This is a genomic window from Marisediminitalea aggregata (assembly GCF_900129565.1).
Classification (GTDB): domain Bacteria; phylum Pseudomonadota; class Gammaproteobacteria; order Enterobacterales; family Alteromonadaceae; genus Alteromonas; species Alteromonas aggregata.
In genome coordinates this window covers 379,579-392,517 of sequence record NZ_FQWD01000003.1, presented here as the reverse complement: position 1 = coordinate 392,517, position 12,939 = coordinate 379,579, and the positions used below count along the sequence as shown (strand labels likewise).

The 12,939-nt window shown below is 49.5% G+C and carries 11 protein-coding genes; 7 read left to right on the top strand and 4 right to left on the bottom strand.

Annotation, left to right across the window (positions count from 1 at the left end; all coding sequences use genetic code 11):
• Window positions 1-235: 235 nt before the first annotated feature.
• Window positions 236-1,825, bottom strand: coding sequence for an ABC-F family ATPase (locus tag BUB81_RS09735; protein WP_073322080.1), 1,590 nt, complete (start codon window positions 1,823-1,825; stop codon window positions 236-238).
• A 292-nt stretch (window positions 1,826-2,117) separates the two neighbouring features.
• Between BUB81_RS09735 and BUB81_RS21945 the strand changes: the two genes are divergently transcribed.
• Both BUB81_RS21945 and BUB81_RS09730 read left to right on the top strand, forming a co-directional pair.
• A complete protein-coding gene (locus BUB81_RS21945) occupies window positions 2,118-2,279 on the top strand; it encodes a glycine zipper domain-containing protein (RefSeq protein ID WP_175555794.1) in 162 nt (53 codons plus the stop codon).
• Window positions 2,280-2,400: 121 nt separating this feature from the next.
• Window positions 2,401-3,270 carry a WYL domain-containing protein gene (locus tag BUB81_RS09730; RefSeq protein ID WP_073322077.1) on the top strand — a complete coding sequence of 290 codons (870 nt, stop codon included), beginning with the start codon at window positions 2,401-2,403 and terminating at the stop codon, window positions 3,268-3,270.
• Between the two features lie 44 nt (window positions 3,271-3,314).
• Here BUB81_RS09730 and BUB81_RS09725 read toward each other — a convergent pair whose 3' ends face one another.
• On the bottom strand, window positions 3,315-4,967 hold the full coding sequence (locus tag BUB81_RS09725) for a fatty acid--CoA ligase (protein WP_073322074.1): 1,653 nt from the start codon (window positions 4,965-4,967) through the stop codon (window positions 3,315-3,317).
• A gap of 197 nt (window positions 4,968-5,164) precedes the next feature.
• Here BUB81_RS09725 and BUB81_RS09720 point away from each other — a divergent pair, with 197 nt between their 5' ends.
• Together BUB81_RS09720 and BUB81_RS09715 are read left to right on the top strand one after the other, a co-directional pair.
• Window positions 5,165-6,178 carry an AraC family transcriptional regulator gene (locus tag BUB81_RS09720; RefSeq protein WP_073322071.1) on the top strand — a complete coding sequence of 338 codons (1,014 nt, stop codon included), beginning with the start codon at window positions 5,165-5,167 and terminating at the stop codon, window positions 6,176-6,178.
• 109 nt (window positions 6,179-6,287) lie between these two features.
• Window positions 6,288-7,913 (top strand): L-lactate permease, encoded by a 1,626-nt coding sequence (locus BUB81_RS09715; protein ID WP_073322068.1) that lies wholly within the window; start codon window positions 6,288-6,290, stop codon window positions 7,911-7,913.
• A 24-nt stretch (window positions 7,914-7,937) separates the two neighbouring features.
• Here the strand turns inward: BUB81_RS09715 and BUB81_RS09710 are convergent, their stop codons facing one another.
• A complete protein-coding gene (locus tag BUB81_RS09710) occupies window positions 7,938-8,873 on the bottom strand; it encodes an alpha/beta hydrolase (protein ID WP_073322065.1) in 936 nt (311 codons plus the stop codon).
• 128 nt (window positions 8,874-9,001) lie between these two features.
• A complete protein-coding gene (locus tag BUB81_RS09705) occupies window positions 9,002-9,646 on the bottom strand; it encodes an MBL fold metallo-hydrolase (RefSeq protein ID WP_073322062.1) in 645 nt (214 codons plus the stop codon).
• 115 nt (window positions 9,647-9,761) lie between these two features.
• Between BUB81_RS09705 and BUB81_RS09700 the strand changes: the two genes are divergently transcribed.
• From BUB81_RS09700 to BUB81_RS09690, 3 genes are all read left to right on the top strand, one after another.
• A complete protein-coding gene (locus BUB81_RS09700; RefSeq protein ID WP_073322059.1) occupies window positions 9,762-10,127 on the top strand; it encodes a RidA family protein in 366 nt (121 codons plus the stop codon).
• A 283-nt stretch (window positions 10,128-10,410) separates the two neighbouring features.
• A complete protein-coding gene (locus BUB81_RS09695) occupies window positions 10,411-11,619 on the top strand; it encodes an MFS transporter (RefSeq protein ID WP_073322055.1) in 1,209 nt (402 codons plus the stop codon).
• Between the two features lie 223 nt (window positions 11,620-11,842).
• Window positions 11,843-12,904 (top strand): carbohydrate porin, encoded by a 1,062-nt coding sequence (locus BUB81_RS09690; protein ID WP_073322052.1) that lies wholly within the window; start codon window positions 11,843-11,845, stop codon window positions 12,902-12,904.
• Window positions 12,905-12,939 lie beyond the last annotated feature (35 nt).

Genomic DNA, 12,939 nt, shown 5'->3' with positions numbered 1-12,939 from the left:
GTCTACAAGGATATGGATATACTTAATGTTAAACTTTAGTCTAAATTTTGCACTATGCAGATTTAAACGTATTTAATGTTAAATTTGGTAGAAATTCGCCCATTCGCCATAGGGAGTTACCCCTAATTTGAGGGCATTAGACAGAGAGAATATAGAGCGTAGGCAAAAGCAAAGTGCGAATAGTAGCGATTGTATAAAGGGCTTACCGATTATCGCTAAGCCCTTTACAGGCAGGTTAGTTCCCTAAGTGAGACTGAAATTCGTCGTATGTACCGTCAAAATGTGTCAGAGACTGGTTTTTGATTTCGATAATCTGTGTTGCCAGTGAACGTACAAATTCACGGTCATGGCTTACAAAAATCACGGTGCCTTCGAATGCCAACAACGCATTGTTAAGCGCTTCAATTGATTCCATATCGAGGTGGTTTGTAGGTTCGTCCATCACCAGTACGTTAATATCCTGCAACATGATTTTGCCGAACAACAGGCGGTTTTTCTCACCACCGGAGCACACGCTCACTTTTTTATTGAAGTCATCAGAACCAAACAATAATCGACCTAACATGGCTTTAACCTGCAGATCGTCATGCTTAGGTTGACGCCATTGGGACATCCACTCAAACATGGTCATATCGTTGGCAAAATCTTTTGAACTATCCTGGGGAACATAGCCTACAGCGGCGTTTTCAGCCCATTTAACCGTGCCTTCTTTGGCTGTTTCGTCATTGATCAGACACTTCAGAAAGGTGGTTTTACCGGCACCGTTTTCACCAATGATGGCGAGCTTCGAACCCGCTTCCAACAACAGGTTTGCGCCGCTGAATAGTGGCGTGTCGGTATAACTGTGTCCCAGTTCTTCCAGTGTTATGGCCAGACGATGCAGCTTTTTGTGTTGCTTGAACTGAATATAGGGTTTGCGGCGGCTGGATGCTTTAATATCAGCCAGCTCGATTTTCTCCAGCCGTTTGGCTCGCGATGTGGCCTGTTTGGCTTTAGAGGCGTTCGCTGAAAAACGGGCCACAAAGCTTTGTAGTTCTTCTATTTCAGCGCTCTTTTTTGCATTTTCGTGATGCAGCTGTTCTTGTACCAGAGCGGCAGCTTCCGTGAAGGCATCGTAATTACCCGGGTAAATTCGCAGTTCGCCATAGTCAATGTCGGCCATGTGTGTACACACGGAGTTCAGGAAGTGACGATCGTGCGAAATAATGATCATGGTGGATTTACGTTTGTTAAGCTCTTCGGCTAACCAGTGAATCGTATAGATATCGAGGTTGTTGGTAGGTTCGTCTAACAGCAATACGTCAGGGTCAGCAAACAGGGCTTGAGCCAACAACACTCGTACCTTGCGACCTGGCGCAACTTCGCGCATCAGGCCAAAGTGATAGCTTTCTTCGATACCGGCTGCAATCAAAATATCGCCGGCGCGGGATTCTGCGGTGTAGCCGTCCATTTCAGCAAACTGGACTTCCAGATCGGCCACTTCCATGCCTTCTTCTTCTGTCATATCCGACTTGGCGTAAATTTCGTCACGGCGTTGTTTTACTTCCCATAACTCGCGGTCTCCCATGATTACCGCATCCACCACACTCATCTCCTCGAATGCAAACTGGTCCTGATTCAGGATCCCCAATTTCGTGCCGGGCGCCAGAGACACATTGCCAGCACTGGGAGTAAGTTTTCCGCTGAGTATTTTCATAAAAGTGGACTTGCCACAGCCGTTCGCGCCAATCAGGCCGTAACGATTGCCGTTGCCAAATTTGGCTGAAATGTTTTCAAATAATGGCGCTGAGCCAAATTGCATGGTGATGTTGGCAGTGGTAATCAAAATGGTACTTCCGGATAAATTTAAAAGGCTGGCTGTTAAAGCTCGTATAACGCAGGCGAGGGGACTCGTGCACGGCGCGCAATATAAAGGTTAAGGTGCGAAGAGTAAAGAGAGTCTGGTTAAACTTTCGCCAAATCACACTGATAAACGGTCAGCGACTGACCTCAACATTAAAAAAGGAAGACAATAAAGACATTTGAGGATGATGTATTCCGCATGATACTGTCTGAAAAGATCTGGCGAACTCTTTGAGCTAACACTTCTTCTGTTTATGAAAAAAGGAATTACTAACATGGAATCTAACAAAAATAATAAGACTGCGGTCAGTATTGGTGCTGCGGTAGCAATTGGCGTCGCGATTGGCGTTGCGCTAAACAATGTCGCGATGGGCGTAAGCATTGGCGTGGCACTGGGTGTCGCTTTTTATGCTGCGGCGAAAAATAAGTCGAAATAAGGCCCGATGGCAGAGTAGCCGAACGTATTAGCTATTGGTCTATACTTCGTCGATTGTGCCTTTACTCCCGTCTTAAAATAAACCACACTGGTGCGATTATCATATTTTCGGCTAAGGGACGATGCTAGACAGTATTAGTTTTGCGCAGCGCCAGCGTTTGGCGTATATCGATTTTTGTTTGTTATTCAAAGGCGCTATTTACCGTCAGGATCTGATAAACCGGTTTGAAGTTGGTTTATCAGCCGGTTCCCGGGATTTCAATCTTTATAAAGAGTTGGCGCCGGAGAATCTTGATTATGATTCAAGTGGCAAACGCTACTACCAGACAGCGCAGTTCAAACCGCTATTTGAGCACGACGCCCAACGTACGTTAACAAAACTGGCCAACGATATTTCCGATGGGTTTGATGCCATTGGTGACATGCATTTCCCGGTTGAAGCACCGTCCAGTTTGAATATTCCTGATATTTTCATAGTCGCTAAACTGGTTCAGGCGATACTGAATAACAAAGCGGTCAGCGTAATTTACACCTCGCTTAGCAGTGGCTCAAACGCCCGCGAGCTGGTGCCACATGCAATTGTTGACAACGGGTTGCGATGGCACGTGCGGGCCTATGACCGCAAAAGCAACAGCTTTCGCGATTTCGTGTTAACCCGAATCAGTAAAGTCACGCTTAAACAGTCGCCCGCCGCAGAAGAGCGAAGCGAACAGGATGCTGAATGGCATCGTCTGTTGCCGCTACAGTTAGTGCCGCACCCCAAAAACGTGTCGTTTCCCACTGCCATTGAAATGGACTACGGGATGGAAAACAGCCAGTTGCTTATTAACGTCCGTGCCGCGATGGCTGGTTACTTATTACGCCGCTGGAATGTCGATTGTACTGAACGGGCAACGTTAAAAGGGGCAGAATACCAGCTGTGGTTACAAAATCGCTTCACCCTAAACAACGTTGAAAACCTGGCTATTGCACCAGGTTATATAAAGAGCTAATCGAAACCGGGCCAATACGCCCGGTTTTGATACCGATGAGTGGGTTACTGGTCTGCCAGTTCTTCTCGTATGGCTTTCTTGTTGATTTTGCCTACGGACGTTTTGGGAATGTCTTCCACCATGGCAATTTTCTCGGGAACGGCCCATTTTGAAATATGTCCGGAATCCACAAATTGCATCAGATGCGTCTGTAGTGTCTCAGCCGTGAGAGACGAAACCTTGGGGACGACCATAGCGAAAGGACGTTCACCCCATTTTGCATCCGGAATACCAACGACCGCGACGGCGGCAACATCAGCATGCTGACTGATCAAGTCTTCAAGTTCGATGGAGGACAGCCATTCTCCCCCCGTTTTGATCACATCTTTAATGCGGTCTTTGATTTCAACGAAGCCATCCGGGCGGATACTGGCAACGTCACCGGTATGCAGGCGACCCCCTTCCCATAATGCTTCCTGTTTTTCCTCTTCCTTGAAGTAGCCCTGCGTCAGCCATGGGGTTTGGACTGTAATTTCACCTACGGCTTTACCGTCGTGAGCTACCGTACTGCCATCGGGTTCTGAAATGGATAAGTCCACCATATTCGACGGCACGCCGGTTAACGTGCGGTATGCAAGTTGCTCCTCGGCGGGCAATGCGCGTTGCGCTTTGTTCAGGTGTGTTACGGTAAGCAGCGGGCAGGTTTCCGACATACCATATGCCGAGTAGATATCGGCACCCTTATCAACGGCTGCATGGGCCAGGCCTTTGGGCAGGGCGCTGCCGCCAATCAGTATTTTCCAGCCATCAAACCGGGTTGCCTGACCTTTCTCGCAGCCCAGTAACATTTGCAGAATGGTGGGAACACAGTGCGAGAAATCGACCTTGTAGCGTTGGATCAGGTCAACCAGCATATTGGGCTCGTAACGCCCCGGGTAGATTTGCGTGCAGTTGAGCATGACAGCCGCATAGGGCACGCCCCAGGCATGAACATGGAACATAGGGGTAATGGGCATGTATACCGAGTTTGAACGCAATAACGGCAACCCCTCATAACTGCCCAGCATGCCTACCATATTCAGCGTGTGTAATACTAACTGACGGTGGCTGAAGTACACGCCTTTCGGATTACCCGTTGTGCCGGTTGTATAAAAGGTCGTCGCAATACTGTTTTCGTCGAAGTCGGGAAATTCGCATACGTCACAGTTCGCGGCCAGCAATGATTCATACTCACCCAGTGGCGTGATGTTTTGCGTAGCAGGGCAGGCAGAATCGGGTGAATCAGCAAGGCGAATGTACCCTTGTACCGTCGCCAGATGCGGCGCCAACTGATCGGCCAATGGCATAAAGTCATCGTGAACCAGGACCAGAGAGTCTTCGGCGTGATTCATGGTATAGGCCACTTGCTCAGGTGACAGGCGAATATTGACGTGGTGCAGCACGGCGCCCAGCATCGGCACAGCGAAATAACACTCCAGATAGCGATGACTGTCCCAGTCCATGACTGCCACAGTATCGCCTTCGCGAACGCCTGCGGCGCTGAGGGCATTGGCCAGTTGCTGAACCCGGCGGGTGAAATCAGCGTAGCTGAAATGTTGCTCGCCGCGATAGATGATTTGGTTGTCGGGCTCAAAGCGACCCGCTGATGCAAAGATATGCTTTATAAGCAGGGGAAAGGCGTGGGCATTATCGGCACCAGACAGAATTTTTGTTGGCATGACACATCTCCATTGTTTACCAGCAGACTACGTACTGGACGAAAAGTTGTTTCATTGTTGTTAAAAAAATGTAGTTTGGCAATTTATTGGCGTAAAGAGATACTGCTTTGGCGTATAAAGATAAATAGTGCTTGAGCAGGCAATCTCAGCACGTTAGAGTGAACTAATATATCGAATACAAAACAATGTGTTAGAGCATGTCAGAATCCTCATATAGCGTGATTGGTAGTTGGCCGTTGGTAATCAGCCGGGCTGTGAATGCGTATGGTATCGACGGTAAAGCCCTGTTGCAGCGGGTAGGGATAGAGCCCGTACAGACTGCACTGCCTGAAGCCCGTTGTTCACTCTCGCAGCTTAATCGCTTGTGGCGCCTGGCCCTTACTGTGACCGATGATCCCGCGTTGGGGTTAACAGTGGCGAGTTTTGTGCGCCCCACATCCTGGCATGCACTGGGTTTTGCGATATGGGCGAGTAATACCGTTCGCGACGGTTTTGCCCGTTTATGTGACAATTTCAGGATGTTTGCTGATTACGGGACGCTGCATATCAACACATTGGATGATAGCGTTGAAATATCTCTTCATCGCGATCCGGCGATCTCCGCTTGGTGTGCCTCAGAAACGGACGCGTTTATCGGTACCTGCGTGCTCACCGCCCGGCATATCTACCGGCCTGATTTTAAGCCCGAGCAAGTATGGTTGAGTCGCCCACAACCGGAAGACCCAACACCCTGGCAACGATTGTTTAAATGTCCGGTCTATTTTAATGCTGCCTACGACCGAATTTTGTTCCGGCGCGAGGCGATGCATCAGCCTTTGCTCACCGCCAGCCCGGAATTGGCTGCACAAAATGATGTGTTAGTTGCTGACTACGTTGCCCGCATGGACCGGGCCGATCTGCGGGCCAGGCTCGAATCGCTGTTATTGAGTCATTTACCGCTGGGCAACCTAACCGCTCAGGGTGCGGCAGACGAACTTGGACTCAGCCTTCGAACGCTGCAACGCCGGTTGCACGACAAAAATGCCTCATTTCAGCAGGTGCTGGATGCACTGCGTAAGAAACAAGCCTGGCACTGGGTTACATCTGGCCATTTACCGCTGGCAGAGATCAGTTACCGGCTGGGGTTCCGCCATACGGGTAACTTTACCCGCGCGTTTAGGCGTTGGTTTGCCGTTGCCCCTCTGCAAGCGCGACTATCTGAGACCCACTAAAAGTACAAACTATTGCGTTGTATCAAAGATAAACAGGCCCTGGCTACGTTCATTTCTCGAGGTGATTGTTTTACAGTAGTACTCATGTTCTGGCACGGAACGCGCTTCAATGCACACGCTTCTGGCGGCTTATGCGCCACTGATTTTGTTAATTTATTTGATGGTAAAGCCCAACAGCATGGCGTCGAGCAAAGCGCTACCACTGTGTGCTTTCGTTGCCTATGCACTGGCGCTTTGGCAGGGCGGGCAATCGCTTGCGGTTGTTCACGCTAACGTCATAAGCGGGATATTACTGGCGTTCACGCCTCTGGCGATCATTGGCGGCGCGGTGTTTCTGTTTAAAAGTATGGAAATAACCGGCGCACTGGATACCTTAAAGCAAGGGCTTAATCAGGTAAGCAGCAATCACATTGCTCAGTTAATGATTGTTGGATGGGCGTTTGCTTTTCTCATTGAAGGGGCGAGTGGGTTTGGTACGCCGGCGGCGATCGCGGCACCGGTGCTGTGTGGGTTGGGTTTCGCGCCCTTGCGGGTGGCCATGTTTTGTCTGGTACTTAATACCGTACCGGTGACGTTCGGTGCCATGGGGACGCCGGTCTGGTTTGGACTCTCACTGTTGTCATTGCCACAGTCAACACTGATGGCAAGTGCGCAATATGCCGCGGGTATGAATACGCTGATTGCGCCTGTCATTGTTTTTATCGCATTGCGACTGGTGATGCCCGACTGGCGTTGTATTTTCAGAAACGGCCTGTTTGTGTTGCTGGCAACCTGTGCCTGCACATTGCCTTATCTGGCGCTGAGTTTTTATAGTGTGGAATTTCCGTCTTTGCTGGGTGGTTTTGTTGGTCTGGTACTCACCGTGTTGCTGGCCAGGTTTGGCATTGGCCTGGATAAGATAGCTGGAACAGAAAACCGTGGCGCTGGCCAGGCAGATAGTCTTAACAAACCGTCGACACGGGCGCTGATAAAAGCCGCGTTTCCCCTGTGGGGCACCATTTTGTTATTGGTCGTAACCCGTTTACCAGAGCTGGGATTAAAAGGGCTATTGCAGGCAACCGAGCCTTATGTTGCGGTATCGTTTGGTTGGCTTGGGCAGCTGTCGGTCAGTACCAGTCTGGTCGTTACCCTTAGCAGTATTCTGGATACCACGACCCAGTGGCGCCATAGTCTGTTGTACGTGCCTTCACTTATTCCATTTGTCGTGATTGCCCTTGCCAGTGTTGTTAGCTATGGCCCCGGAGAATTTTCTACGCGCATGAAGTCAATATGCGGGCAAACGGCGTCGCGAATGATAAACCCGCTATGGGCACTGCTCGGTGCGCTGGTGTTCGTGAATATGATGATGTTAGGCGACGCTGATTCGGCTGTCTCTCACATTGGTGGGCATCTAGCCTCGCTCGCGGGCGACAACTGGGCTTTTTTCGCACCGGTTCTCGGAGCATTGGGCTCATTTTTTTCCGGTTCTGCGACTATTTCAAATCTCACGTTTTCGGGCATTCAATATACCATTGCCGCTGAGTTGGGATTGCCGCTTGCCGTTACCATGGCTCTGCAAAATGTTGGCGCAGCAATGGGTAATATGGTGTGCATAAACAACATAGTGGCAGTTACGGCCATCCTTGGCTTGCAGCACCAGGACGGGAATATTCTGAAACGGACCGCTGTGGTACTGCTGTTATATGCGGTGTTAGCCGGCACGATGGGAGCAGTATTAGCAGCGGTCCTGCGTTAAGTTTAGGCTTCGTAGGGCTGGGAACTACATGTTGTGCGTTGCCAACCAGGCCACAAACTGGTCTATCATGCCCATGCTTGTAGTACCGGGGCGTCCGGCGCCGAATCCATGCTCGCCTTTTTCGTAGGCGTGCAGTTCAACCGGCAGGTTTTGTTTTTGCCATGCCCCCACGAGTTCCAGTCCCATACGCCCAAATAGGCCATCATCCAGCGCGATGGCGGCGAACAGCGGCGGGGCATTGGCCGGTACTTCAATGGCATTCATGGGACCGTAAACGTATCCCAGAAAAGCAGGGCGGTTGTCGGTGTCTGCGATTGACGCTGAAATTGAAGTCATGGCACCTGCAGAGAAACCCATGAAGCCTATTTTTGCCGGATCCACATTGTATTTACTGGCATGTGTTTTCACGTAGCGCAGTGCCGTTAAGGCATCCTGAGGAGCTTGCGGCACAAAAATATCAGGCTCTTCTCCACGCGCCTTAGCGCCAAATACATCGGCGACTATTTTCTGGTAGCCAGGTATATCACGAGGTGTTTTGTTGAGGGTATAGGTTAAAACAAATGCGGTAATGCCGCGTTTATTGAGCGCCCGGGCGATGTCTGCGCCCTCTGTTTGCACTGCCAGCGACAGAAACGCACCACCCGGGGCCACAATAACGGCGGTACCCGTAGATGTGCCGGGCTCAGGCAAAAAAGCGTACAGTGAAGGGTTTGTTACATTGCGAATTAAATACTGGTTGCTGGTGAAGCCGCCTGGGAGTGACAGCGACAGATGTCCCCATTGTTCGCGGTCACCAGTCTGCATATCTGTATTGTCCGGGTACAGTCGAATGGGCGTGCCGAGAAACGCCTGTGCTTCGGTATTTTTCATTGAAATGCCCTGAGGCTGTTGGGCAAACGCTGTTGATAGTCCACTGGCACTGATGACGAGCAACAGCGCACACTTAAGCAAAGCCTTCATCGTATTTTTCCTTTTCGTTGTCTTACATTGGCCAACGAAATGGTGGAGTACGGTGCAGGTCTAATCAAATAGTTATTTTTTTGTTAACTATTGGGATTTCCTATGGATACAACGCGTCGTTTTGTTTGTTATCCGTATTTGCTGTCAGCGACAAAGGGGTTGGTGGTGCGCTCTTTACCAATCGTCGTGGTAGGGCCGTGACCCGGGTAGACTTTCATTTCATCGGGAAGAGTAAACAGTTTTGTGCGAATTGCTTCCAGTAATTGTGCATGGTTGCCCTGAGGAAAGTCGGTGCGGCCTATTGAACCGGCAAACAAAATATCACCAACGATGACTTGATTACTGGTGCGTTCCACCAACGCAACATGGCCGGGGGTATGGCCGGGGCAGTGCAGCACTTCCAGAGTCAGGTTACCAACCGAAATTGTGTCGCCCTCATTTAACCATTGATCAGGGTTGAATGGTGTCGAAGGCGGAAAGCCGAACATCTGACTTTGCTGCATAAGGGCATCCAGCCAGAACTTATCGCCGGTATGTGGACCAACAATGGGGGCGTCGTAGTGCTTAGCAACTGCCAGTGTGCCGCCCACATGGTCCAGGTGTCCGTGAGTCAGAATGATTTTTTTGATGCTAACGCCGTGGCTCGCCACTGCCTGTTGAATCTTTTCCACGTCACCACCCGGGTCAACCAGCGCGCCCTCCATAGTGGCAGGATCCCAGATAAGGGAACAGTTTTGTGCAAAAGGCGTAACGGGAATAACAACGACGTTCATGCTTTTAAATCCTTATTGGTGTACTTCCTACTATATCAAGTGAGTGTTATTGATGTCGATGCATCGTCGCTAGCTTGTCTGTATACTGCGCGCACTCAATTCAATTAGGACGGTTATGAAAATTCATCGCATAAACCCAACGCGTCGCTGGTCAGAAATCACCGTATTTAACGGTATTGCCAATTTTGTGGAAGTGCCGGAATGTGAGGGCATCACGGATATTGAAGGTCAGGTTGAGCAGGTATTTAAGCAGGCAGAAGACATGCTGGCGTTAATCGGCAGCGACAAAAGCCGCATTTTAACGGTCACGATTTACATAACTGATTTTGCCAATGTCGAACGCTTGAATGCGGTGTGGGACAACTGGTTTGATGAAGGAACGGCACCGAGTCGTGCCTGTGTCAAAGTGGAACTGGCGGACCCCGACTGGTTAGTGGAAATGGCCTTTACCGCGGCAGCCGGCGAAGATTACTTACCTTAGGTGTACTTGCTAAAAATAAAAATACTGGGCTAATACACAAATTAACGCGACAATTGGGCTTTATACTTAAGCCTGATGTCGCGTATAATCATACCAAGCTGATTTTCAGCCAAAAAATACAAATTATGCATCGGCAAGTCGCTTCATTTACCTACAACTCTAAAGACTCGCCGAATTATTCAGCCGGACTGCTGATTTCCCTACACAGTTATACTTAAGCCCTCGATGCATGGTAATGCCCGGGGTTGATTGTCTATTGTTTTTACACGATTTAAGAGGTTTCATGTCTGTCACTGCACCACAAGTGTCTGGTAATTCGTCCACTTTCTGGCCAATTTTTATTATGGCTCTGGGGACGTTTATTCTTGGTTTAACTGAGTTTGCATCGATGTCGATGCTGCCGCTCATTGCGGCATCGTTTGATGTTACGCCATCTGCTGCGGGGTATGTGATCAGCGGTTATGCCATTGGTGTGGTTATAGGCGCCCCGTTGTTCATGTTGCTCACCAATAAGATGAACCGCCGAACCGCATTGATGTTGTTTACTGGCATGATGTGTGTTGCAAATGGATTAAGTGCGATTGCAACGTCGTTGCCCGAAATGGTGTTTTACCGGGTGCTGTCGGGCCTGCCGCATGGTGCTTATTTTGCGACGTCGTTACTGGTCGCTGCCAGTATGGCGCCAATGGGAAAACGCGCGAGTTATATGTCTTTTGTGTTTTCCGGATTAACCATTGCCACAATTGTTGGTGTGCCCATGGCGACCCTGGTGGGGCAGTATGTCAGTTGGCGACTGTGTATGGCCATTGTTGCGGTACTTGCGCTGGTAGCGACCTTATTGGTGTATAAACTGGTGCCAAGTAGCCCGGTTACCAAGCCGACCAGTCTGAAAGATGAGTTCGGCGTGTTGAAGAACAAGCTGGTCTGGTCCATCTCCGGCATCATCTTTATCGGTTTTGGCGGCGTATTTTGTATTTACACTTACCTGGCAGACACGATTTTAGTGGTTACCGAAACGCCGGAATACACCATCTCAATTGCCATGATGATGTTTGGTATTGGTACCACTATTGGGAACTGGGCGTGTGGAAAGCTGGCAGACAAATCACCTGTTAGCACCACAGGCATAGCCTTGTTATGCAGTGTGGTCATTGCTGTTCTATACGTTCAGGCTGCGCACAACATCTGGTTGTTGTATCTGGCGGTATTTTGTTTGGGCGCGAGTGTAGGCTTAGCGGCGGTTATTCAGTCAATGCTACTTGATGTGTCTCCTACAGGCCATGCAATGATTGGGGCGCTGGTACAGTGTGCTTTTAATACAGCAAATGCGATTGGTCCCTGGGTCGGTGGCGCACTGCTTGCTGGTGGCGCTACGTTCAATCAAACTGGCTACGCTTCAGCAATGCTGTTCTTCGGCGGTTTCCTGATGTGGGCTCTGAGTTGTGTATTAATGCGAAAGCGTAATATCCAGTTTGTAAAAGCGCCGGCGTAACACATCTTTGTACTGATTTTGGCGACGCGATTGCGTCGTCAATGCACCCAAAGTCTACTAGTCCATTGGTTTTTATGTGGTTATTGTATAGGTAGCACTGGTAATCATGCTTCAGGCTGAACTATGATTAAACCAGACCGTCAGGGAAATGTGAGCAAAAGATACCAACGAGTATCGGCTTCTCCTCCTTGCTAATACAGGCATAAAAAATCCAGGTAGCTGTTTGATTGATTTAATTTCAACGGATGCACTGCCCAATGACACAGAGATTTACGCCGAGGTGGTTGTTGACAGCTTTGCCAATGTAAAAGGCGGCATCGACAGGTCCTCAGCGTTGTTGTATTACTCTGCCTTTGGCGTTGAGTATGCGTTTAATCCTAGTTTTAAACTTCACTCTGAAGTGTGGCTTACCGACAACCATTCAGTCTCTGAGCTGGTCGGTGACGAGCAGGGTGTGAATAACATTGAAGCGAATTCTGCGGGTTTACATTGGGGTAAGCTGGCATTGGAATTTAGCCGTGAACATCTGTCAGTCCTGTTCGGAATTTACGACATAAACTACGAATTTGATGTGCTCGAGAGTGCCAATTTATTTGTGCAAAGCGCATTTGGTATGGGGACTGTGTTTGGCGTCAGTGGGCCAAACGGGCCGGGGACTTACCCTGCGCCGGGTGTTACTGCCAGGTTTGCCTATTACCAGGGTAATCATACCGCAAAATTTGCCATTACCGATGGGGCCCCGGGGTCACCAGGCTTGTCGTACCGCCAACCTAGCGAACAACCTAACAAAACCAATCTGCTATTAACCGGCGAATACCAGTATCAGGATACCTCTACCCGGTTGTTGCTGGGGTGGTGGGGTTATACAGATGATTCAACGTACCTGAATAGTGTACAAAGTACCGGACAGCGCAATGACGGTTGGTATTTGCGCGGTGAACATACGTTTAACGATATCACCCTTTTCGGGCGTGTGGGAGCTGGTGCGTCATCGTTTAACTTCTTCGATGAATTCTATTCTGTCGGGGTCACCGGCAATGCAGGATTAATTGGGCGAGCCGATGACAGTTGGGGCATGGCCTGGGCACATGCAAAAGTCTCTGAGAACGCTGAACAGCCTCTCGCGAGTGGTGAATCGGTTATAGAGGTAACTTATTCCGTTGCTGTTAATGACTACCTGTCGATACAGCCTAATATACAATGGATTGGCTCGCCTGGTGCGTCATTGACAACCGACGATGCAGTGTTACTCGGACTCCGTTTCATTGTCAGTTTCGAGGAATAAAAGCCCGGCGTTGATTATTACGCCAGGCTGTTTTT

What these genes read in the sequence shown, in the direction of transcription:
- BUB81_RS09730 (WP_073322077.1), top strand. Translation starts at nt 2,401, where the DNA reads ATGCTAGACAGTATTAGTTTTGCGCAGCGCCAGCGTTTGGCGTATATC.
- BUB81_RS09720 (WP_073322071.1), top strand. Translation starts at nt 5,165, where the DNA reads ATGTCAGAATCCTCATATAGCGTGATTGGTAGTTGGCCGTTGGTAATC.
- BUB81_RS09695 (WP_073322055.1), top strand. Translation starts at nt 10,411, where the DNA reads ATGTCTGTCACTGCACCACAAGTGTCTGGTAATTCGTCCACTTTCTGG.
- BUB81_RS09710 (WP_073322065.1), bottom strand. Translation starts at nt 8,873, where the DNA reads ATGAAGGCTTTGCTTAAGTGTGCGCTGTTGCTCGTCATCAGTGCCAGT.
- BUB81_RS09705 (WP_073322062.1), bottom strand. Translation starts at nt 9,646, where the DNA reads ATGAACGTCGTTGTTATTCCCGTTACGCCTTTTGCACAAAACTGTTCC.
- BUB81_RS21945 (WP_175555794.1), top strand. Translation starts at nt 2,118, where the DNA reads ATGGAATCTAACAAAAATAATAAGACTGCGGTCAGTATTGGTGCTGCG.
- BUB81_RS09700 (WP_073322059.1), top strand. Translation starts at nt 9,762, where the DNA reads ATGAAAATTCATCGCATAAACCCAACGCGTCGCTGGTCAGAAATCACC.
- BUB81_RS09715 (WP_073322068.1), top strand. Translation starts at nt 6,288, where the DNA reads ATGCACACGCTTCTGGCGGCTTATGCGCCACTGATTTTGTTAATTTAT.
- BUB81_RS09725 (WP_073322074.1), bottom strand. Translation starts at nt 4,967, where the DNA reads ATGCCAACAAAAATTCTGTCTGGTGCCGATAATGCCCACGCCTTTCCC.